Annotated in this window: 19 protein-coding genes and 1 tRNA gene; 11 read left to right on the top strand and 9 right to left on the bottom strand. The window is 69.8% G+C overall.

Going from position 1 to position 20,238, the window contains the following annotated elements; all coding sequences use genetic code 11:
* Positions 1–12: 12 nt before the first annotated feature.
* Complete coding sequence (locus L632_RS0114975) at positions 13–1,089, bottom strand: cytochrome-c peroxidase (protein ID WP_028717071.1); 1,077 nt, start codon at positions 1,087–1,089, stop codon at positions 13–15.
* 137 nt (positions 1,090–1,226) lie between these two features.
* Between L632_RS0114975 and prfA the strand changes: the two genes are divergently transcribed.
* The 3 genes from prfA to L632_RS0114960 all read left to right on the top strand — a co-directional run bounded on the left by prfA (position 1,227) and on the right by L632_RS0114960 (position 4,152).
* On the top strand, positions 1,227–2,282 hold the full coding sequence (gene prfA, locus L632_RS0114970) for a peptide chain release factor 1 (RefSeq protein ID WP_028714334.1): 1,056 nt from the start codon (positions 1,227–1,229) through the stop codon (positions 2,280–2,282).
* 4 nt (positions 2,283–2,286) lie between these two features.
* Positions 2,287–3,114, top strand: a complete 828-nt coding sequence (prmC, locus tag L632_RS0114965) for a peptide chain release factor N(5)-glutamine methyltransferase (RefSeq protein ID WP_028717070.1) — start codon at positions 2,287–2,289, stop codon at positions 3,112–3,114.
* Positions 3,115–3,360: 246 nt separating this feature from the next.
* Complete coding sequence (locus L632_RS0114960; RefSeq protein ID WP_028714332.1) at positions 3,361–4,152, top strand: DUF4167 domain-containing protein; 792 nt, start codon at positions 3,361–3,363, stop codon at positions 4,150–4,152.
* 2 nt (positions 4,153–4,154) lie between these two features.
* Here the strand turns inward: L632_RS0114960 and rsmA are convergent, their stop codons facing one another.
* From rsmA to lptF, 6 genes are all read right to left on the bottom strand, one after another.
* A complete protein-coding gene (gene rsmA / locus L632_RS0114955; RefSeq protein WP_028714331.1) occupies positions 4,155–5,003 on the bottom strand; it encodes a 16S rRNA (adenine(1518)-N(6)/adenine(1519)-N(6))-dimethyltransferase RsmA in 849 nt (282 codons plus the stop codon).
* Positions 5,000–5,968 carry a 4-hydroxythreonine-4-phosphate dehydrogenase PdxA gene (gene pdxA, locus L632_RS0114950; RefSeq protein WP_028714330.1) on the bottom strand — a complete coding sequence of 323 codons (969 nt, stop codon included), beginning with the start codon at positions 5,966–5,968 and terminating at the stop codon, positions 5,000–5,002. The genes rsmA and pdxA overlap by 4 nt, the downstream gene beginning before the upstream one ends.
* Before the next feature lie 65 nt (positions 5,969–6,033).
* Entirely contained in the window at positions 6,034–7,392 is a 1,359-nt protein-coding gene (locus L632_RS0114945) for a peptidylprolyl isomerase (protein WP_256380443.1), read from the bottom strand.
* Entirely contained in the window at positions 7,337–9,742 is a 2,406-nt protein-coding gene (locus L632_RS0114940) for an LPS-assembly protein LptD (protein WP_232220985.1), read from the bottom strand. The genes L632_RS0114945 and L632_RS0114940 overlap by 56 nt, the downstream gene beginning before the upstream one ends.
* Entirely contained in the window at positions 9,739–10,860 is a 1,122-nt protein-coding gene (gene lptG, locus L632_RS0114935; protein ID WP_028714327.1) for an LPS export ABC transporter permease LptG, read from the bottom strand. Before lptG ends, L632_RS0114940 begins: the two co-directional genes overlap by 4 nt.
* Entirely contained in the window at positions 10,857–12,005 is a 1,149-nt protein-coding gene (lptF, locus tag L632_RS0114930; RefSeq protein ID WP_028714326.1) for an LPS export ABC transporter permease LptF, read from the bottom strand. Before lptF ends, lptG begins: the two co-directional genes overlap by 4 nt.
* A 130-nt stretch (positions 12,006–12,135) precedes the next feature.
* Between lptF and L632_RS0114925 the strand changes: the two genes are divergently transcribed.
* Together L632_RS0114925 and L632_RS0114920 are read left to right on the top strand one after the other, a co-directional pair.
* The gene (locus L632_RS0114925) at positions 12,136–13,737 is read left to right on the top strand and encodes a leucyl aminopeptidase (protein ID WP_028717069.1); all 1,602 of its coding nucleotides are present in this window, start codon (positions 12,136–12,138) and stop codon (positions 13,735–13,737) included.
* Positions 13,737–14,186 (top strand): DNA polymerase III subunit chi, encoded by a 450-nt coding sequence (locus L632_RS0114920; RefSeq protein WP_028714324.1) that lies wholly within the window; start codon positions 13,737–13,739, stop codon positions 14,184–14,186. Before L632_RS0114925 ends, L632_RS0114920 begins: the two co-directional genes overlap by 1 nt.
* A 98-nt stretch (positions 14,187–14,284) precedes the next feature.
* Here L632_RS0114920 and L632_RS0114915 read toward each other — a convergent pair whose 3' ends face one another.
* Positions 14,285–14,860: a TIGR02281 family clan AA aspartic protease gene (locus L632_RS0114915; protein ID WP_028714323.1), complete on the bottom strand. Its 576-nt coding sequence runs from the start codon at positions 14,858–14,860 to the stop codon at positions 14,285–14,287.
* Complete coding sequence (locus tag L632_RS0114910) at positions 14,860–15,471, bottom strand: MarC family protein (protein WP_028717068.1); 612 nt, start codon at positions 15,469–15,471, stop codon at positions 14,860–14,862. The genes L632_RS0114915 and L632_RS0114910 overlap by 1 nt, the downstream gene beginning before the upstream one ends.
* 161 nt (positions 15,472–15,632) lie before the next feature.
* Between L632_RS0114910 and L632_RS0114905 the strand changes: the two genes are divergently transcribed.
* The 6 genes from L632_RS0114905 to L632_RS0114880 all read left to right on the top strand — a co-directional run bounded on the left by L632_RS0114905 (position 15,633) and on the right by L632_RS0114880 (position 18,910).
* Positions 15,633–15,959: a twin-arginine translocase TatA/TatE family subunit gene (locus tag L632_RS0114905; protein WP_028714321.1), complete on the top strand. Its 327-nt coding sequence runs from the start codon at positions 15,633–15,635 to the stop codon at positions 15,957–15,959.
* Positions 15,960–15,978: 19 nt separating this feature from the next.
* Positions 15,979–16,479, top strand: coding sequence for a Sec-independent protein translocase protein TatB (gene tatB, locus L632_RS0114900; protein WP_028714320.1), 501 nt, complete (start codon positions 15,979–15,981; stop codon positions 16,477–16,479).
* A 31-nt stretch (positions 16,480–16,510) separates the two neighbouring features.
* The gene (tatC, locus tag L632_RS0114895) at positions 16,511–17,371 is read left to right on the top strand and encodes a twin-arginine translocase subunit TatC (protein WP_028714319.1); all 861 of its coding nucleotides are present in this window, start codon (positions 16,511–16,513) and stop codon (positions 17,369–17,371) included.
* On the top strand, positions 17,364–18,206 hold the full coding sequence (locus tag L632_RS0114890; RefSeq protein ID WP_028714318.1) for an ATP-binding protein: 843 nt from the start codon (positions 17,364–17,366) through the stop codon (positions 18,204–18,206). Before tatC ends, L632_RS0114890 begins: the two co-directional genes overlap by 8 nt.
* Positions 18,207–18,415: 209 nt before the next feature.
* Positions 18,416–18,492: transfer RNA gene (locus L632_RS0114885), tRNA-Met, on the top strand.
* Between the two features lie 223 nt (positions 18,493–18,715).
* Entirely contained in the window at positions 18,716–18,910 is a 195-nt protein-coding gene (locus L632_RS0114880) for a hypothetical protein (RefSeq protein WP_028717067.1), read from the top strand.
* Positions 18,911–20,238 lie beyond the last annotated feature (1,328 nt).

Below are 20,238 nucleotides of genomic sequence, written 5' to 3'. Positions count from 1 at the left end.
AGCCGCTCGGGCCTACATCGGCGCGGGCAGCGGCGTTTCCTGGGTGCGCACCGGCAGGATCGGATGCTCGATCAGGGGTTGCTCGCCGGTGACGGCGCCGAGGAAGGCGACGATGTCGTCCACCTGCGCCTCGTTCAGCTCGGTGCCCAGCTGCGACGAGGACATGATCTGCACCGCCTCGCGCAGGTCCCAGACCACGCCCGAATGGAAGTAGGGTGCGGTCAGCGCGACGTTGCGCAGCGGCGCGGCGCGGAACACGTATTCGTCGTCAACCGTATTGGTGACCTCGAACCGGCCGGTATCGCCGGCGGGCAGGATCTCGGCGCCAGGCTTGGCGACCAGGCCGAAGGGGTAGTAATCCTGACCGCCCAGGTTGATGCCGTAATGGCAGGCGGTGCAGCCGGTCTCCATGAAGGCCTGCAAGCCGCGCATCTGCTGCTCGCTCATCGCCGAATCGTCACCGGCCAGGAAGCGGTCGAAGGGGCTGTTCGGCGTGATCAGCGTGGCCTCGAACTGCTCGATCGCGGCGGCGAAGTTGTCGAAGTTGACCGGATCGTCGCCCGGGAAGGCATTCTGGAACGCCTCGACATATTCGGGCATCGAGGCGATGGTCTTGACCAGCTCGTCGGGGGTATTGCTCATCTCGACGCTGGCCTGGACCGGTCCCTTCGCCTGCTCGGCCAAGTCGGGCGCGCGGCCGTCCCAGAACTGCGCGGCGTTGAAGATCGCGTTCAGCATGGTGGGCGCGTTGCGCGGTCCCTTCTGCCAGCCGTGCCCGACCGAGGTCGGCAGGCCGTCCACGCCGCCCAGACCGACGTTATGGCAGGTCTGGCACGAGATCAGGCCCGAGCGCGACATGCGCGGATCGAAGAACAGGGCCTTGCCCAGCTCGATCTTTTCCGCCGTCAGGGCGACGCCTTCGGGATTGTCCTCGGTCTGCTTGATGGCTGTCAGTTTTTCCGGAATCGCCTCGAACACGCCCTTGGCTTCTTCGCGCAGGGCGCTGCTGTCGATGGCTGCGGTCTGCGCCATGGCCGGCAGAGCGGACAGGGCGAGACTCGTCGCTGTCAGCAGGGGGACGAGTTTCACGTTATGCCTCCTTCTTGGCTTGGTTCGGCGCGTGTGGGCAGACTTTGCACCCTGGCGGCACGCCGCGCTTTGATCTGGGTCAGATCGCGCCGAGGTTCCGCCTTGCCGGGCGTTGGCGCAACGGCTAATTGCATCAAATGCTTCCGGAAGACCGCCTTACCCAGATCGTCGAGCGTTTCGAATATCTCGAGGCGCGGCTGAATGCCGGCCCCGCAGCCGAGGAGATCGCTGCGATCAGCCGCGAATATGCCGAGCTGAAGCCGGTCGTGGCGCAGATCGCGGAATGGCGCGATGCCGCGGCCGGCATCCGGGAGGCCGAGGCCATGCTCGCCGATCCCGAGATGCGCGAGCTGGCCGAGGACGAGCTGGCCCGGCTGCGCGCCGCGCTGCCCGGGCTGGAACATGCGCTGCGCATCGCGCTTCTGCCGCGCGACGCCGCCGATGCCCGGCCCGCGATCCTGGAGATCCGCCCCGGCACCGGCGGCGAAGAGGCGGCGCTGTTCGCCGGCGACCTGCTCGCCATGTATCGCCGCTTCGCCGAGGCGCAAGGCTGGCAGTTCCAGCTGCTGGAACTGGCCGAATCCGACCTCGGCGGCGTGCGCGAGGCCGTGGCCCGGATCGAGGGCGAGGGCGTATTCGCCAAGCTGAAATACGAATCCGGCGTCCACCGGGTCCAGCGCGTCCCCGAGACGGAATCGGGTGGCCGCATCCACACCAGCGCCGCCACCGTCGCCGTGCTGCCCGAGGCCGAGGAGGTGGATATCGACATCCCCGCCGGCGACATCCGCATCGACACCATGCGTGCCAGCGGCGCCGGCGGCCAGCATGTCAACACCACCGATTCGGCGGTGCGCATCACCCATCTGCCGACCGGGATCGTGGTGACCAGCAGCGAGAAGTCCCAGCATCAGAACCGCGCCAATGCCATGGCGGTGCTGCGCGCCCGCCTCTATGACATCGAACGCTCGCGCGCCGATGCGGAACGCGCCGCCGACCGCAAGTCGCAGGTCGGTTCGGGCGACCGGTCCGAACGCATCCGCACCTACAATTTCCCGCAGGGCCGGATGACCGATCACCGCATCGGGCTGACGCTCTATGCGCTCGACCGCATCATGCAGGGCGATCTGGCCGAGATCGTCGATGCGCTGGCCGCCCATGACCAGGCGGCGCGGCTGGCCGCGCAGGGCGCGTGATTCCATGACCGGGGCCGAGGCGCTGCGGCAGGGTGCCGCCCGACTCGCCGCAGCCGGGGTTCCGGCGGCCGCCGATGATGCCCGGCTGCTGCTGGCCCATGCCCTCGAACTGCCGCGCCGCCACCTGGCTGCCGCGCTGGCCGCGCCCCTGCCGCCCGAGGCGCTGCGACGTTTCGACGCAGCTCTTGCCGCGCGCGCCGCCCGTCAGCCGGTCAGCCAGATCCTCGGCCGCCGCGCCTTCTGGAAGCACGAGTTCCGCGTGACCCGCGACACGCTCGACCCGCGGCCCGAGACCGAGGCGCTGGTCGAGGCGGCGCTGGCCGAGCCCTTCGCCTCGGTGCTGGACCTCGGCACCGGCACCGGCGCGATCCTGATCTCGCTTCTGGCCGAGCGGCCGGGCGCGCGCGGACTGGGCACCGACATCTCGCCTGCCGCCTTGGAGTTGGCGCAGGAAAATGCCGCCAAGCTTGGGGTTTGCGCGGATTTCCTGGAATCGGACTGGTTCGCCTCGGTCAGCGGAGAGTTCGACCTGATCGTCTCGAACCCGCCCTATATCGCGCTGGACGAAATGGCGGATCTGTCCCCCGAGGTCCGGGAATGGGAGCCGCGCAAGGCCCTGACCGACGAGGCGGACGGCCTTTCCGCCTATCGCGCCATTGCCGCCGGCGCGCCTGCGCATCTGTCGCCCGGCGGCCGCCTGCTGGTCGAGATCGGCCCGACCCAGGGCGCCGCCGTGGCCGCGCTGATGCGCGAGGCCGGGCTGACCGAAGCCCGCATCCTGCCCGATCTGGACGGGCGCGACCGGGTCGTGGCCGCCAGAAAGCCGCGCTGATCCGGCAAACTTCCGCGTTTTTCGCGGGATTCGACAAAATTTTCGCTTGTAAGCGACGCTGCGGCGTGTTTATTCGCAATTGTGACGGGGGCGCACCGCCCACGCACGGGTCAGTCACACTCAGATACCCAGCCTTTCACTGGTGACGCGGGAGCCGGAGCAAAACGCCGCACCTGCGCTGACGCCCGCCTTAGAATGACCCCAACCTCAGCCGGCCTTTGCCGGACATAAACTGACAACAAGCTGATGAGATCATCCAAATCCCGTTCGCGTAACAAGTCGAACCGACAGCGTTCGCTGGGCAATATCGTCAACCGCGTCTTCGATTCCTCGGGTCCCGAGGGCAAGGTGCGCGGCACGCCCCAGCAGATCATCGAGAAATACCTCACTCTCGCCCGCGACGCCCAGCTCTCCAACGACCGCGTGGCGGAGCAGAGCTTCCTTCAGCACGCAGAACACTACACCCGGATGCTGGGCGAGGCGCAGCGCGAGCAGGCCGAGCGCCAGAGCCAGCAGCACCAGAGCCGCGACGACGATTCCGAGACCGGCGGTCAGGCCGCTGCGGCCGAGAACGGCAACGGCCATAACGGCCACCGCCACCATCAGGATCGCCAGGACCGTCAGGATCGTCGCGACCAGGACCGCCAGGACCGGCGCGAGGAACGCCGCGACGACCGTCGCGACGAGCGCCAGCCCGCGCCCCGGGCGGAAGAGCGCCCCGCAGCGGCCCAGCCCGGCCTGCCCCCGGCGATCGCCTCGGACGAGGATGCCGCCGGCCCGGTCGAGACCCCGGAAACTGCCGCTGCGCCTGCCGATGTTCCGGCCGAGCCTGCCGCGGCCCCGGAAGAGCCCGCGGCAACCCCCGGAGAGCCCGCCGCCGAACCGGCCCCGCGCCGTCGCAGCCGCAGCACGACCGCCGCGCCGCGCAGCCGCAAGAAGCCGGCCGAAGAGGGCGGCAAGACCGCGGCCGCGAAATCCTCGGGCCGGGGCGGCGCCAAGGCTGCCAAGAGCCAGCCGGAAGGCGCCTCGGGCGATTGAGTTCAGCGCGGCGCGGCGGCCAGGCCCCGCGCCAGCGCGCAGAACCGTTCCAGGCCGATCTCCTCGGCCCGGGCGGTGGGGGCGATGCCGGCTTCGACCAGCAGCTCCTCGATGCGCGGATGCAGCCCCTTCAGCGAGGCGCGCAGCATCTTGCGGCGCTGGTTGAATCCGGCCGCCACGACGCGATTCAGCACCGCCGGATCGGCCGGGAAGCGCGGCTCGGGCAGGGCGGTCAGCTGCACCACCGCCGAATGCACCTTGGGTGCCGGCACGAAGGCTTCGGGCGGCAGGGCCATGACGATCCGCGCCTCGGTCCGCCATTGCGCCAGCACCGCCAGCCGGCCATAGGCCTTGCCGCCCGGCCGGGCCACGATGCGCTCGGCCACCTCCTTCTGGAACATCAGCGTCAGCGACTGCCAGAAGGGCGGCCATGCCGGCGGCGTCAGCCAGCGGATCAGTAATTCGGTGCCGACGTTATAGGGCAGGTTCGCCACGATGCGGATCGGCGGCGACAGATGCGCCAGGGGATCGACCTCCAGCGCGTCGCCATGGATTACCTCCAGCCGGCCGGGATAGGCGGCGGCGATCTCGGCCAGGGCGGGCAGGGCGCGGGCATCCTTTTCGATGGCCAGAACATGGCGCGCGCCCTCGGCCAGCAGCCCGCGCGTCAGCCCGCCCGGCCCCGGCCCGACCTCGATCACGTCGCAGGCCGTCAGGTCGCCCGCGGCGCGCGCGATCTTGGCGGTCAGGTTCAGGTCCAGCAGGAAGTTCTGCCCCAATTGCTTCTTCGCCCGCAGATCGTGCCGCGCGATCACCTCGCGCAGCGGCGGCAGCCCGTCGATGGCGCTCATCGCCGCGCCGCCATCTCATGCGCCATGCGCAGCGCCGCAATGACGCTCTGCGCATCGGCGATTCCCTGGCCGGCGATGTCGAAGGCAGTGCCGTGATCGGGAGAGGTGCGCACGAAGGGCAGGCCCAGCGTCACGTTCACCCCGCCGGCGAAATCCAGCGTCTTGATCGGGATCAGCGCCTGGTCGTGATAGGCGCACAGCGCCGCGTCGTATCGCGCCCGGGCCGCCGGATGGAACATGGTATCGGCCGGCAGCGGGCCGCGCAGGTCGAACCCTTCCCGGCGCAGCCGCTCGATCAGCGGGACCATCCAGCGCGCCTCCTCGTCGCCCATGACGCCGTTCTCGCCGGCATGGGGGTTCAGCCCGGCGATGGCCAGACGCGGCCGCGCCAGGCCGAAGTCGCGCCGCATCGCGGCATCGGTGATGCGGACGGCCTGCTCCAGTCGCAGGGGCGTCAGCGCCAACGGCACCTCGGACAGCGGGATGTGGATGGTCACCGGCACCACCCGGCAGGCCGGCTCGACCGAGGTCGAGGCCAGCATCATCGCCACCGGCACGTCGCCGGCCAGATGCGCCAGATATTCGGTATGGCCGGGAAAGCCGAAACCGGCGCCGCGCTTCAGCGCCTCCTTGTTGATCGGCAGGGTGCAGATGCCGCCGGCGGCGCCGGACATGGCCAGATCCACGGCGCGGGCGATGACCTCGACGACCGCGGGCGCATTGGCGGGATCGGGCCGGCCGGGTCGGGCCGGGGCCGGGAAATCATGCCGCAGCACCCCCAGCATGCCCGGCGGCACCGGCTCGCCCGGCGCCTCGACCTCGGCCCAGGCGGTGCCTTCCGGCAGATGCCGCGGATCGCCCAGAAACAGGAAGGGCACGCCCGAGGCCAGCGCCTTGGGGGCCAGCTCCGGCCCGACGCCCGCAGGCTCGCCGCAGGTCAGAATGATCGGCCGGGCTTCAGTCATTTTCTCTGTTTCCCAAATACCCTCTGGGGGTCCGGGGGGCGAAGCGCCCCCGGCCTCGACCGGGCTCACGGCCGGCGGATGATCGCATTGGCCCGCAACTCGGCCAGATAGTTTTCCGCCGCCTGGCCGACCTTGCGGTTGAAGATGACGTTGCGCACTTCCTCGCGGTCGGGCAGCGCGTCGGGCCCGGGCGCCGCGGCGCCCTCTTCCTCGGCGGTCACCGGCACCGCCGCCTCCTGCGCCCCCGCCGCCAGCAGCGCGGGCCGGCGCTTGCACAGCATCAACAGCTCGACCGCGCCGCCCTGATTGATGACGGTGGATTCGTTGTCGTCCAGCACCGCCAGGCGCAGGGCGTCGCCGGTCGGGATCTGGCCCTGCGGCAGGGTCTGGCGCTGGATCTGCTCGGGCGGCAGGCCGCGGGCATGGACGAACACATCGGCGCAGGTATCGGAAAGTGCCGCGATGCGGTTCGCCTCCTCGGCGCTCGCCAGGCGCAGGCGCAGGAAATCCAGAACCTGGTCTGTGGCGCCGGGGCGCAGCGTGCCGCGGGTGTCGCGCAGATAGAACAGCACCACCGCGCCCGGCACGCTCAGCGGCTGGCTGATCTGGCCCGGCTGCATCGACAGGATGATCTGCCGCAGCGAGGGCGGCAGGTTGGCCAGCGGCGTCCAGGGCAGGCGCCCGCCCTCGGGGGCCGAGGGCGTCGCGGAATGGCGCCGCGCCGCGGCGGCGAAATCCGCCTCCGAGCGCACGTTCTGCACCACCGATTCCGCAAGGTCCATGGCCTGCTCTTCCTGGCCGGACGGGGCGGGGATGATCAGTTCGGACAGGGCGACATGGGTGACGCGCGGCGTCTCCAGCGCGCGCTGCATCTCCTGTTCGATCTCGGCATCATCGACCTGGACCTGCGGCACGACGCGCTGGCGCACCACGTCGCGCCAGACCACGCCGGCGGCGACGAAATCGCGGAAGGCCTGGCGTTCGACCCCGGCCTGGCCGAGCGCGCGCACGAATTCCTCGACGCCCATATTGGCGCGGCCGGCGAATTCGGCGAGGCCGGCGTCGATCTGCTCGTCGCTGGCGGTGATGCCCAGCTGGCGGGCGGCAAAGATCCGCAGCCGGTCGTCGATCAGCGCCTGCTCGGCCGAGGCCCGGTCGGCGTCCGGCGCCCGCAGCAGCTGCATGAAGCGCATCCGCTGGTCCAGCTCGTAGCGGGTGACGGCCGAATCGTTGACATAGACCAGCGGCTGGAACGGATTGCCCTGCGCAAAGGCCGGGGAAACCCCGCTTGCCGCCAGCATCGCGGCCATGGCCGCCCCCAGAAGAATTCGCCGCATCAGCTCCCTCGCCGCATGGTTTTGCCGGACATTAGCGCAGGCAGGCGCGGCGCGCCACCGTTCCCGGACCCGGCTTCTGCTGGCCAAAGCCGCCCAGCCGGATGCCCAGATCGAAGCGGGTGTCCGGCCGCACCTCCTCCGAGGAGGTGAAGCGCCGCTCGACCGACATCTCGACGGTCACGCATTCGTTGCGGTATTCCAGACCCATCTGCGCCTTCTGCGCCCGGTCGGCGGTGAAGTCGTAGCGCGTCTCGGTCGTGGCCCACCATCCGCGGGCGACCTGCCAGCCGCCGGCCATGGTCAGTTCCGAAACATCCTGGGCGCGATTCTCGTTCTCGTCCGCGTCCAGCCAGAGATAGCCCGCCGAGACCTGAAGCCCCGGCCTGAACCATCCCAGCCGCAGCTCGTTGCGGCTGATGGTCAGGCTGTCGTCGAACAGCGCCCGGTTGACCAGCGCCAGCCCGTTCGCGCCCTGATAGGTGGTCGACAGCAGCCAGTCCGAGCGTTTCTTGCCCTGCGGCCCGGTGAAGGCCGGGCCGTCCGGGCCGGCCTGGGCAAAGGCCGGGTCGGGTTCGGTGCGGAACACGCGCCCCGCGGTCAGGCCGAGCGACCAGCCGGCCGGGTCGATCCGCGTCCAGCTGACGCCCAGATTGGCGCGAAAGCCGGATTCGCGTGCGTCCCAGCCCGGAAAGCGGTTCAGCGAGAACAGGTTGCCCTCGTCGAACTCGATCAGGCGGCTGTCCTCGTTGGGCACGTCGTCCTCGCGCGAGCGTTCGGGCGACCAGACCAGCTGCGCCACCGGCTCCAGGATATGCGTCACGCTGCCCGAATACCGGGCAAGCGGCCAGCGCAGCTCGGCCGCCAGCGTCGGATCGGCGCGGGCCACCCAGTCCTCGTAGTCGCTGTCCTGGTTGATGCGGTAGATGTCGGCGTTCACATGGCCCTCGACGGTGCCGACGAGGCCGCCGCGCAGGATCTCGCTGCGATGCCAGCCCAGGGCCACCGAGCCGCGCGCCATGTCGCGGCCCAGCACGTCCTCGCCGGACGAGCGGTGATGCGCATGCAGCGACCATTCCAGGCTGGCGATGCCGCCGATCCGGTCCGGCGTCCAGCGCCGCTTCCAGAGCGCGTCGGCCACGATCGAGGGGGTGGAGGCCTCGGGTTCGTCGTCGCGCAGCGATTCGTAATTGCCGATCCGCGCCATGACCATGCGGTCGCGGCGCACGCGGTCCAGGGTCAGGCCGCTCCACAGCCGGTCTGCCTCGGAAATGTCGTAATCCAGCAGATAGGCGCGGTTGCTGGCCATCTGGATCTGCAGGCCCAGCATATAGCCGCGCGGCAGCTCGAAGCGGGCGCCGCCGAACAGATAGCCGCGGGTCTCGCCCTCCTCGATGTCGTCGCGCGAGATGGCGCCATTCCATTCCATCGCGCCGTTGCTGAAGGCCTGGCGATAGCGCAGTTCCAGCGTGCTGGTGCGCGAGGCGGCGACATAGGGCGTCAGCGTGATGTCGGCATGGTCGCCCAGCGTCACGAAATAGGGCAGCTTGACCCCGAAGCCCAGCCCCGAGGTGGTGCGGAACTGCGGCTGCAGAAAGCCGGTCATACGCTCGACGCTGGGATCGGGCGCGGTCAGCCAGGGCAGGCTGGCGACGGGCAGGCCAAGCGCGCGCAGCTGCGGGCGGTCGAAATGCAGCTTGCGGGTGCGGGCGTCGTGGGTGATGGCGCGGGCGCGGATTTCCCACAGCGGGATCGGGTCCTCGGCGCAGATCTGGCAGCTTGAGGCGACCACGTTGTCCAGCCGGGTGACGGCGCCGTTCTGGCTGCGGCGCATCTCGCGCGCCGCCATCTGCATCTCGCGCGCCAGCACCAGCCGGGCGCCGCGCAGGATGCCGTCCTGCATGTTCGGGTCCAGCTGCGCGCTGTCGGCGATCAGGATGGTTTCCTGCGGCGTGCCGGCGCGGGCCGGCTCGGTCAGGTGGATCGGCCCCTCGATCTCGGCCGCGCCGGTCCGGTTGTCATAGACCACGCGCGAGGCGATCAGCCGCGCGCCGCGATACCAGATCACCACGCCGCCCCGGGCGGTCAGCTTGTCGTCGGCGCCCAGCGTGACCTCGTCGGCCAGCAGCGTCGCCGGGCTGCCCTGGGCTTCCTCGCCGCTGCCGGCGATGCGCACCGTGCCGGGCCGGCTGGCGACGCTGGGGGTATGCGAGGCCTCGGTCCCGTCGGCAAAGCGGGTCACGGCGCCGGGGTCCTCGGTCGGGGCCAGGGCGGGGCCGGCCGGGTCCTGCAGGAACGGGTCGGTCGGGCCGTAGACCGGCAGGGTCTGGCCCTCGGGCGTCAGGCTCTGGGCCAGCGCCAAGCCGGGCAGGGCCGCCGCCAGCAGCGCGGCGCGCGCCGTCCCTGCGCCCAGCCGGGTCTTGTGCCTGCGCGTCATCATCCGTCCTCCAGCCGCAAGAGTGCCCCCAGCGCAAAGAGCAGCGCCGCGACGGGCGGCGCCCAGCCGGCCAGGGCCGGCGGGATGCCGCCATTGTCGCCCAGCACCTGCGCCAGGTTGCGCAGGAAGAACAGGCCGATGCCGCAGCCGAAGGCGCCCAGCACCAGCAGCCCCATCCGTCGCCCGCGCATGTGGCGCATGGTGAAGACCGCCGCGATGGCCACCATGGCCGCCAGCAGCAGCGGCCGGGCCAGTTCCATCTGGAACCAGACCTTGTGCCGCTGGGCCGAGAAGCCCGCCCGCTCCAGCCCCTGGATGAAGGCCGGCAATTGCCAGACCGGAATCGCCTCGGGCCGGCCGAAACTGTCGCGGATGCGGGCGGCGGTCAGGTCGGTCGGCAGTTCCAGCCGCGGCGCGGTGCGGGCCATGGCCTCGGGATTGGGCTGGGTCAGCGGCCATTCCTTGGTGTCGGTCAGCTCCCAGGCGCCCTGGGTCAGCCGGGCGCGGGCCGCGTCGATGCGCCGGGTCGGGCCGGTCTCGGGCGAAAAGACCATGAAGGTGGCGTCGTAAAGCGTCGTCGCATCGGGGCTGGCGCGGCCGGCGCGGATCACCACCTGGCCCGAGGTCTCGGCCCCGTTCGCGTCGCGCGCGGGCAGGGCCTGGCGCAGCCAGACCGCGTTGTCGCCGACGCTGACGGTCTGGTCCTCGCCGCTGCGCATGCGCGCCACCGCGTCGTCATAGCGTTTCGTGGTCGCCGCCACCACCGGGTTCAGCACCGCCACCGCCAGCATCCCCGCCAGCGCCGCCGTGACCGCCGGCGCGCAGAGCACCCGGATGCCCGAGCGCCCCGAAGCGCGGATCGCCACCAGTTCGGAGCTGCGCGACAGGTTCAGGAACAGCGCGATCCCCGCCAGCACCGTGATCAGCGGCAGGATGGAATAGAAGCTGGCGGTGATGTTCAGCAGCGACAGGCCCGCCGCGCCGGAAAGCCCGATATTCTCGTCCGAGAAGCGGCGGATCTGCTCGACGATGTCGATCAGGAACAGGATGGCGCCGAAGATCGCGGCGATCATCACCAGCATGCGCAGGAAGCGCCGCGCGACATAGGTCGAAAGGATCATGCCGGCCCCCCTTTTGCCGCCGCCGCCTTCGCCCCGCCGCGCAGGCGCCGCGGCCGCGCGGCCAGCCACAGAACCGCGGCGCAGATCGCCGCGCCCACCAGCGGCGAGACATAGATCAGCGGCCAGCGCGCGGCATTGCCGGCCACCTGGTTCTCGGCCGCCGTGCCCAGGAACTGCACCACGATCAGGGCGATCACCGCCCAGATCACCTGCCGCCAGACGCCGAAGCGGCTGAACCCGCCCAGAAGCAGCATGGCAAAGCCCAGCAGCGCCGCGACCGGCGCCTGGAACGGCTTGGCCAGCCGCTCATGCGCCTCGGCCAGCGCCTTGTCGGGGGTGGCGCCGGTCGCGGCCAGCAGCTCGGGATCGGGGTCCAGCAGCCGCAGGGTCGAATAGGCGCGCAGGTCGCGCAGGCGGCTCGACCCGGTGTCGATCAGCGTGCCGAGGTCGTAGGCCAGCTCGGAAAACCGCGTCACCGACAGGCTTTGCCGGTCGCCGGAATGGCGCAGGTTCTGCACCATGCCCTGCATCATCACCAGGCGCGGGCCCGCCTCGGTCCGGACCAGCAGCGCCTCGGTCGCGGTATAGGTGGTCTGGTTGCCCGGGTCGCGGGCGTCCTCAAGGAAGAAGTCCACCAGCCGCCCGTCCGCCGCGATGTCGCGGATGTAAAGCGTCACGCCCTGCACCGGGTATTGGAAGGCGCCGGCGCGGAGGAATTGCGCGGTGACGTTCTGCGCGATCTCGGCCTGGCGGTCGGCCAGCCGTCCCCGCGCCATGGGCACCAGCGAATGCACCAGCAGCGCCACCATCAGCCCGACCAGCACGCCGAAGACCAGCACCGGCCGCGCCAGCCGCCAGGGCGAGATTCCGGTCGCCTGCATCGCCACCAGCTCGGATTCCGAGGCCAGCCGGTTGGTGCCGTAGGCGCTGGCCGCGAAGGCTGCGATGGGCAGCACGACCGAGATCACCAAGGGCAGGGTCAGCGCGGTGAATTCCAGCACCACCAGCGCGGTCTGCCCGTCCGAGATCAGCTGCTCGAACAGCGAGACGGCGCGGTTGATCCAGTAGACCGACACCAGCACCAGCGCAAAGAACCCGAACAGGGTCAGGAATTGCGACAGGATGTAGCGGTCGATGCGGGGCATGGGGGCTTTCGCGGGCTCGGACCCCGTCTGATTAGCCGCTGCGCGGGCGTTGGGAAAGCCCCGGCTCTGGTCAAGTCGCCCGCGCGTGACTAGTTTCCGCCGAGATGGAGCAACGCAAGAGGGCAGGACCATGACTCACCCGGTCGAAATTTCCTTCACGGCGATGGATGCCGCGGGGCTGGCCGAGCGGCCCGGCCGCGTCGCCATTCTGGTGCCGAAGGCCGGGCGGCTGCCGGGCGGCCTGCCGCGCGCCACGCGCGAGGCGCTGGCGCGGGCCTTCGCCTCGGAGGCGTGGAAGGCGGTCAAGCCCGGCAAGGCGCTGGAGCTGGCCTTTCCCGCCGGGCTGAAGGCCGAGGCGCTGCAGCTCGTCCTGCTGCCCGCCAATGCGGATGTGGCGACGGCCCGGGCCGCGGGCGCCAGCATCGGCGCGAAGCTGGGCAAGGCCGAGACCCTGGTCCTGGCCGGCAACCATGCCCGCGCCGCCGAGGTGGCGCTGGGGCTGGCGCTCAGGGCCTATGACTTCTCGGCCTACAAGACCAGGAAGATCGGGGATGGCGCCGCCCCCGAGGGCGAAGCGCCCGCCGAGCCCGCCGCCAGCACCAGCCGCACCGGCGCGGCCGAGGATGCGCGGCTGTCCGATGCCGCCGGCGGGCCCGGGCCTGTGGCCGACGCGGCCCCGGCCGGGACGCTGCGCGGCCGGGTGATCTTCATGCACAAGGACCCCGAGGCGCTGGGGCGCGCCGCGGCCGACGGCGCCGCCGTGGCCGAGGGCGTGTTCTTCACCCGCGATCTGGTGAACGAGCCCGCGAACGTGCTGACCACCAGCGATTTCGCCGACCGCCTGCTGGCCATGCGCGAGCTGGGGCTCGAGGTCGAGGTGCTGGAGGAGGACGAGCTGGCCAGGCTGGGCATGCGGGCGCTGCTGGCCGTGGGGCAGGGCTCGGAAAGCCCGTCCAAGGTGGTGGTCATGCGCTGGAACGGCGGCGGCGAGGCCGCGCCGCTGGCGCTGGTCGGCAAGGGCGTGGTCTTCGACACCGGCGGCATCTCGATCAAGCCGGCCGCCGGCATGGAGGAGATGACCATGGACATGGGCGGCGCGGGCGTGGTCGCCGGCGTCATGCGGGCGCTGGCGCTGCGCCGCGCCAGGGCGAATGTGGTGGGGCTGGTCGGGCTGGTCGAGAACATGCCCGACGGCCGTGCCCAGCGTCCGGGCGACATCGTGCGCTCGATGAAGGGCGACACGATCGAGGTCGTCAACACCGATGCCGAGGGCCGGCTCGTGCTGGCCGACGTGCTCTGGTATGCGCAGGAACGCTTCAAGCCCGCCGCCGTCGTCGATCTGGCGACCCTGACCGGGGCGGTGATCATCGCGCTGGGGCATGAGAATGCCGGGGTGTTCTCGAACGACGACGCCTTCGCCACGCAGGTGCTGAACGCCGCCAGGGCCGAGGGCGAGGGCGCCTGGCGCCTGCCGCTGGGACCGGGCTACGACAAGCTGATCGATTCGCGGCTGGCCGACGTCAAGAATACCGGCGGCCGGCCGGCGGGCTCGATCACCGCCGCGCAGTTCCTGCGGCGGTTCGTGCGCGAGGACGTGCCCTGGGTGCATCTGGACATCGCCGGCGTGGCCCTGCCGCCTGCCGAGACCGCGCTGGCGCCCAAGGGGGCCTCGGGCTGGGGCGTGATGACGCTGGACCGGCTGGTGCGCGACCGTTTCGAGAAGCAGGGCTGATGGGTTCGGCCCTGTTCTATCACCTGACCCGCTCGGGTCCCGGGCAGCTCTTGCCGATGCTGATCGGCAAGAGCCTGCAGGCGGGCTGGCGGGTCGAGCTGCGGGGCAGGGACCGGGCGCGTCAGGTGGCGCTGGACGAGAGGCTGTGGCTGGGCGAGGGCTTCCTGCCGCACGGCCTGGCCGGCGGACCGCATGATGCCCGCCAGCCGGTGCTGCTGACGGTCGAGGGCCAGGCGGCGGCGAATGCGGCGCGCTGCCTGATCGCGCTGGAGGGCGCCGAGGTCTCGGCCGCGGAATGCGGGGCGCTGGAGCGGGCCTGCATCCTGTTCGACGGCAACGACCCCGAGGCGCTGGAACGCGCCCGTGCGCAATGGCGGGCGCTGACGGCCGAAGGCGTGGCGGCGGAATACTGGTCCGAGGCGGGGGGGCGCTGGGAACGCAGGCAGTAGCGCGGGGCGTCGGGGGCTCTGCCCCCCGCGCGCCCTGCACCCCTTGGCGGGGCGCAGGGCGCGCTCCCCCCGGGATATTTGGGCAAGAAAGAAGCGGGTCAGCGTTCGAGGATGAGGCGGTTGGCCTCGATGCTGACGCGGGCGAAGCGTGACAGGTAGGACATGCCCATCAGCGACTGGCTGAGGTCGGCGCGCAGCACCACCGCCGGGACGCGGCTGTCGCGGATCTCGCCGATGGCGACCGTATCGAGCAGGACGGTCGCGGTCTGGACGATGCCGTTGGCGGTGCGCGCCTGGCCGGCATAGGCGAGGCTGTCGGGATCGATGCCGACCCGGGCCGCGTCCCTCGGTCCCAGCGCGATGGTGCTGGCGCCGGTATCGATGACGAAGCGCACCGGCGTGCCGTTCACCTCGGCCGTCAGGTGGTAATGGCCGTCATTGCCCAGCGGGACCTCGATCCGGCCGCCTTCGAGCATGCGCGCCTGGGGCGAGACCGCGCCGCGGATGTCGTCCCAGAGCCCGGCCAGGGCCACGGCGCCGAGGAAGATCAGCCCCCAGGCCGCCGCCTGCCGCAGGGTCTTGCCCGGGCGGTTGCGCAGCTCGACCAGCAGGAAGCCGCCGATCGCGATCAGCAGCAGCACGAGATAGGCGAGCCGGCCGAATTCCTCGCCCATCACACCAGCCCCGAGCCCTTGAGCCCGTCGATCACGAACTGGATCGACAGCGCCGCGAGCAGCATGCCGAAGAGCCGCGTGACCACCATGGTGCCGGTGCGGCCCAGCACATGGGCGATCGGCCCGGCCATGGCGAAAAGCGCCGCGGCGATCCCCAGCACCGCCAGCATCACCAGATGGATCATCAGCGTGTGGCCGGGGCTGGCGTCCTGGCCGACCAGCAGGATCATCGAGGCCAGCGCCCCGGGCCCGGCCAGGAGCGGCGTCGCCAGCGGAAAGACCGAAGGGTCGTCGTCGTCGTCCCTGGCCTGGCCCTCGCGCCGCTCGGTGCGGCGCTCGAAGAGCATGTCGAGCGCGGTCAGGAACAGAAGCAGCCCGCCCGCGATGCGGAAGGAGGAAAGCGAGATGCCGATCCCGGCCAGGATCGCCTCGCCCGCCAGGCCGAAGAGCGTCATCAGCGCCGCGGCGATGGCCAGCGCCCGCCAGCCGATTCGCCGCCGCCTTTGCGGCGACATGCCGCGGGTCAGCGCGATGAAGAGCGGCGCCAGCCCCACCGGGTCGATGACCACGAAAAGCGTGACGAAGGCGCTGATGATCTGTGTGCTTTCCATGGCCGGCAGTATTGCGCGGAACCTTCGGAGGGGGAAGCGGGGCCGCGCGTCAAACCGTCCGATCACGCGTTTGGGGGTTTCGAAACAGCCGATCCCGACCTATATCGGAACGAATAGAGGCACCGCAGGGCCCAAGGGGGCCCGGCCACGGAGGTAAACAGATGCACGCACCTTCACCCATGGCGCTATTGCTGATCGCAATCGTCGTTCTGGTTCTTTTCGGGCGCGGCAAGGTCTCGTCCCTGATGGGCGAGGTCGGCAAGGGGATCACCGCCTTCAAGAAAGGCGTCAAGGAGGGCAGCGAGGATATCGACGCTGCCGCCCGCAGCGAGCCCAAGGAACTGGAGCAGCTGAAGACCACCGACGATATCGAGCGCGCCCGCGCCGAGATCGCGGCAGAACGCGCCAAGCTGGAGGCCGAGCGCGCCCGCGCCACTGCCGACAGCACGCTGCGCGACGTGACGCCGACCGACACCACCAAGCTCTGATCCCCCGGGTCCGGCGCTCATGTTGGATATCGGCTGGAGCGAGCTGCTGCTGATCGGCGTCGTGGCGCTGATCGTCCTCGGCCCGGAGGACCTGCCCAAGCTGTTCCACAGCCTGGGGCGGATCACGGCGCGCGCCCGGTCCATGGCGCGCGAGTTCAGCAGCGCGATGGAGGATGCGGCGAAATCCTCGGGCCTCGACGATGCGGCCAAGACGCTGAAGGACGTGAACGCGCTGAGTTCGAAACGCACGCTTGGCCTTGACGCGCTGGAGCGCGCCACCGAGCGGTTCGAGAAATGGGACCCGCTGAACCCCAAGCAGGAAGCCGGCCGCAAGGCGGCGCCCCTGCCAGATCCTTCGGCCCCGCTGCCGCCGCGGCCCACGGCCAATGACAGCGCCACGCCCGCCCCTTTGCCGCCCGCGCCGGGCATCGCGGCGCCGGCGGTTGCGACGGATGAGGCGCTGGACACCGCTGAGGGCCGCCGACGCCTGCATGCCGTGCGCCGCTCGGACCGCGCTTGACACGATTGACAGAAGAGGCCGCTCCGTGGCGATGAAATCAGCCAAGCCGGACGATATCGACGACACTTCCGCACCGCTGATCGAGCATCTGGCAGAGCTGCGAACGCGGCTGATCTGGTCCGTGCTGGCTTTCGTCGTGGCGATGGTGGCGTGCTATTTCATCTGGAACCCGATCTTCGACTTTCTGACCCAGCCGATCTGCCAGGCGCTGGAAAAGCGTGACCAGACCTGCGGGCTGATCCTGCTGAAGCTGCAGGAAGGGTTCTTCGTCGCCATGCGCATCGCCTTTTTCGGCGGTTTCGTGCTGGCCTTTCCCGTGGTCGGCTACCAGCTGTGGCGGTTCGTGGCACCGGGGCTCTATCGCAGCGAAAAGAACGCTCTGCTGCCCTTCCTGGTCGCTTCGCCGGTGATGTTCCTGATCGGTGCGGCTTTCGCCTATTACATCATCCTGCCCTGGGCCTTCGATTTCTTCCTGGGCTTCCAGCAGGGGCCGCTGGCGCTGCCCGACGATCCTGCCGCGGCGGCCACCCAGGCGGCCGGAGCGGTGGCCTCGGCCAAGGAACCCTGGGCCGGCATCGTCTTCCAGGGCTCGGTCGAGGAATACCTGACGCTGACCACCAAGTTCATCCTGGCCTTCGGCCTGTCCTTCCAGCTGCCGGTGGCGCTGACGCTGATGGGCAAGGCGGGGCTGGTGTCTTCGGAGGGGCTGGCGAGCGTGCGGCGCTATGCCGTCGTGGTGATCCTGGTGCTGGCCGCCATGGTGACGCCGCCCGATGTCATCAGCCAGATCGTGCTGTTCACGGTGATCTATGGGCTTTACGAGGCGTCGATCTTCCTCGTGCGCCGGATCGAGAAGAAGCGCGAACTGGAGGAACGGCAAGCCGATGTCTGAACAAGCCCTGCTGCGCGTGGCCGAGGCGCTGGAGCGCCTTTCGCCGCCGCCCGCCCCCGAGCCGAGCTTTACCGAGGCCACAGCCTATGTCTGGCATCCCGATCCCGACCGGTTGGAGCCCGTGGCCGAGGTCAACCGCGTCGATCTGGTGCAGTTGATCGGCATCGACAGGGCGCGCGACACGCTTCTGGCCAATACGCTGCAATTCGCCCGCGGCCATGCGGCCAACAACGCCCTGCTCTGGGGTTCGCGCGGCATGGGCAAGAGCTCGCTCGTCAAGGCGGTGCATGCCGAGGCGGTGCGTCAGGGCCTGCCCCTGGTGCTGGTCGAGATCGCGCGCGAGGATCTGGGTTCGGTCGGCCGGCTGCTGGCGATCCTGGGCAGGGCCCGGGACCGGCGCTTCGTGCTGTTTTCGGACGACCTGTCCTTCAGCCATGACGACACGCAATACAAGTCGCTCAAGGCGGTGCTGGACGGCGGCATTTCGGGCCGTCCCGCCAACGTGATCCTTTACGCCACCTCGAACCGGCGCCACCTGATGCCGCGCGACATGATCGACAACGAGCGTTCGACCGCGATCCATCCCGGCGAGGCGGTCGAGGAGAAGGTCTCGCTTTCGGACCGGTTCGGGCTGTGGCTGGGTTTTCATCCCTGCTCGCAGGACGAATATCTGGCCATGGTGCGCGGCTATTGCGATGCCTACGGCCTGCAGGTCCCCGAAGAGCAGCTGCGCGCCGAGGCGATCGAGTGGCAGGCGACGCGCGGCGCGCGCTCGGGCCGGGTGGCCTGGCAGTTCTTCACCGATCTGGCCGGGCGCAACGGCATCTCGGTCTGACGAGCCGGCCGCATCGGGCCCCTGTCCTTTTCCTTCTGGGAGGTTCGCGCCGAAGCGGCGCGGCACGTCCGCAGGCTGGACCCTGGTCGCGTGGCGGGGGGCCTGGTGCCGGACGGGGAGCGATTTTCGATCCGGGCCAAAAACTTTGACAAAGCTGCTTTCGGCCCCTTGACGCTCCCCGCCGCTCACCGTAAATCGCACGCACCCGTGGCGGAGTAGCTCAGCTGGTTAGAGCAGAGGAATCATAATCCTTGTGTCGGGGGTTCAAATCCCTCCTCCGCTACCATTTCCCTCCAAGACGCATCGCATGGTGCCGCAGGCGCCGGCAGGTCCGCGTCACATTGCCGGGCAGTCCTTGCGGCGGGCAGGGATTTTCTTCTCGTTCCCGGGTCAAATTTGGCAACTGGTTCTCCGCAGGGGGAACGGTTCATTCTTGAAAAAAACGATTAACTTTGTCGTAATATCTCTGTCCCGGCATCCACGGCGCCGGTCAGGACAGGAGGTTCGGAATGACCAGAGTAGAGGAACTGCCCGACGAAACCATCGCATGGATTCTGGAACGCGAGGTTTCTGCCGATGTCGCCCTTGCGGATATCGAATTGAATCTCGGCCAGGAACCTGACGAGTTGAGCCTCTACCGGATCAACGTGCTGCATGAGGCCGCCCGGCGGCTTCGGACACGGCTGGCGGAAGCTGGTCCCTGACCGTTCTCCCGGGCCGTCCCTGGCGATGAGGCGGCCATGGACTGTCCTCCGTCCGGTGTGTGGTCCGGCAAAGGCCGCGATCAGCCTTTCAAGACGAGTGTGATGCCGACAGGTCAGGGGGCTGCCACAAGTGTCAGATGCCGACCCGCAATCCGGCGACGGGCTCAAGCCGGCAGAGCTCGGACCTCAGGAGGTCAGATTCAAAATCCGGACAGGGCGGTTGCGGCGAGGGCGATGCGGTCAGTCCTTGGTCCTGCCGGACATGTCTCGATCCTGTTGAGACGTTTGCTGGGGCCTTGCCGGGTCTGACAGGCTTGCTTGTCGTTTGTCTTTCAAGGGCATCTCTACCATTCAGCGCCATGGCTTCACTGCGCCGGCACTCGGTCGACCTGGGACAGGCTGGTCAGAGAGGGCAGCTTGTCATCGCGGAGGATCGAGGCCCTGCGCATCGACAAGCGCGTGACGTTCGAGGGTTCATCCTCTTCCTTCGCCCGATCAGCCTGCTACGCTCCTTTTTCACCCGCCGGCTCGGGCCGGTGCGATGCGCTGTCAGGGATTTGCGCAGCCTTCCTCGAAACGCTTGGCATTCGCCTGCTCGCATCGATCGTGACAGCCTTCCATTTACCGGATTCGAAGGGCCATCCCTTTCCGCAGAGGCAACGCGATCACGCATGTTTTTGGGATCGCATCGTCGGCAGGGGGGATCTTCGCGACCAGCTTCCCGCCGGTTCCGGCACGACCTCGGTCAGTGTGCCGCCCAATCTGCCGGCGCGGCGTGATCCATCGACGTCATGCAGGCGAAGCCGTTGGCCGCTGCGCCGATCTCAGGCTGGGGATGCGCGGGGGCACGGGGTCCTCAATTCCCCAGACAGGGGCGCTGCATCCGAAAGCGCGATCATCCGCGCCCGCCAGGTCGCGGTCTGGGGGAAACGGGCGAAGGTCACGGCTGTTGTAACGGAGTGGGTCGGGATCAACGACATGGCCGATCATCGCGGCCTGCAGGTTGCGATCAGGCCGCCCGGAACGGGCTTCGGTCTCGGCCGCCGAACAGGCACCAGACCCCCAGGGCGCATGCTCAAAGAAAAAGCGCCACCTTTTCCGGCCCTTCTGCGTGGGCGTGCGGCGCCGGCTGCCGGTGGTGCGGGCAGGTGTGGCCCGCCTGCCGAAGCTCCGGCAGGCGGGCCAGTTCAGTGCCGGGCGGGTGGCTACGGCTTGACCACCACGAGATCGTTCTGGCGCCTCTGGTTTTCCGGCATGGCCTGATAGCTGTCGTAATCGGCGGCGAGGATCAGCCGGGCGAGGCCGGCCTCGCGCGCCGCCTTCAGGTT

The sequence above is a fragment of the Paracoccus sp. J39 genome (genome assembly GCF_000518925.1).
Classification (GTDB): domain Bacteria; phylum Pseudomonadota; class Alphaproteobacteria; order Rhodobacterales; family Rhodobacteraceae; genus Paracoccus.
The sequence above is the reverse complement of the archived record's forward strand: the minus strand, read 5'-3'. Positions and strand labels throughout refer to the sequence as shown.

What these genes read in the sequence shown, in the direction of transcription:
- prfA (WP_028714334.1), top strand. Translation starts at nt 1,227, where the DNA reads ATGCTTCCGGAAGACCGCCTTACCCAGATCGTCGAGCGTTTCGAATAT.
- prmC (WP_028717070.1), top strand. Translation starts at nt 2,287, where the DNA reads ATGACCGGGGCCGAGGCGCTGCGGCAGGGTGCCGCCCGACTCGCCGCA.
- L632_RS0114960 (WP_028714332.1), top strand. Translation starts at nt 3,361, where the DNA reads ATGAGATCATCCAAATCCCGTTCGCGTAACAAGTCGAACCGACAGCGT.
- rsmA (WP_028714331.1), bottom strand. Translation starts at nt 5,003, where the DNA reads ATGAGCGCCATCGACGGGCTGCCGCCGCTGCGCGAGGTGATCGCGCGG.
- pdxA (WP_028714330.1), bottom strand. Translation starts at nt 5,968, where the DNA reads ATGACTGAAGCCCGGCCGATCATTCTGACCTGCGGCGAGCCTGCGGGC.
- L632_RS0114940 (WP_232220985.1), bottom strand. Translation starts at nt 9,742, where the DNA reads ATGATGACGCGCAGGCACAAGACCCGGCTGGGCGCAGGGACGGCGCGC.
- lptG (WP_028714327.1), bottom strand. Translation starts at nt 10,860, where the DNA reads ATGATCCTTTCGACCTATGTCGCGCGGCGCTTCCTGCGCATGCTGGTG.
- lptF (WP_028714326.1), bottom strand. Translation starts at nt 12,005, where the DNA reads ATGCCCCGCATCGACCGCTACATCCTGTCGCAATTCCTGACCCTGTTC.
- L632_RS0114925 (WP_028717069.1), top strand. Translation starts at nt 12,136, where the DNA reads ATGACTCACCCGGTCGAAATTTCCTTCACGGCGATGGATGCCGCGGGG.
- L632_RS0114920 (WP_028714324.1), top strand. Translation starts at nt 13,737, where the DNA reads ATGGGTTCGGCCCTGTTCTATCACCTGACCCGCTCGGGTCCCGGGCAG.
- L632_RS0114915 (WP_028714323.1), bottom strand. Translation starts at nt 14,860, where the DNA reads ATGGGCGAGGAATTCGGCCGGCTCGCCTATCTCGTGCTGCTGCTGATC.
- L632_RS0114910 (WP_028717068.1), bottom strand. Translation starts at nt 15,471, where the DNA reads ATGGAAAGCACACAGATCATCAGCGCCTTCGTCACGCTTTTCGTGGTC.
- L632_RS0114905 (WP_028714321.1), top strand. Translation starts at nt 15,633, where the DNA reads ATGCACGCACCTTCACCCATGGCGCTATTGCTGATCGCAATCGTCGTT.
- tatB (WP_028714320.1), top strand. Translation starts at nt 15,979, where the DNA reads ATGTTGGATATCGGCTGGAGCGAGCTGCTGCTGATCGGCGTCGTGGCG.
- tatC (WP_028714319.1), top strand. Translation starts at nt 16,511, where the DNA reads ATGAAATCAGCCAAGCCGGACGATATCGACGACACTTCCGCACCGCTG.
- L632_RS0114890 (WP_028714318.1), top strand. Translation starts at nt 17,364, where the DNA reads ATGTCTGAACAAGCCCTGCTGCGCGTGGCCGAGGCGCTGGAGCGCCTT.
- L632_RS0114880 (WP_028717067.1), top strand. Translation starts at nt 18,716, where the DNA reads ATGACCAGAGTAGAGGAACTGCCCGACGAAACCATCGCATGGATTCTG.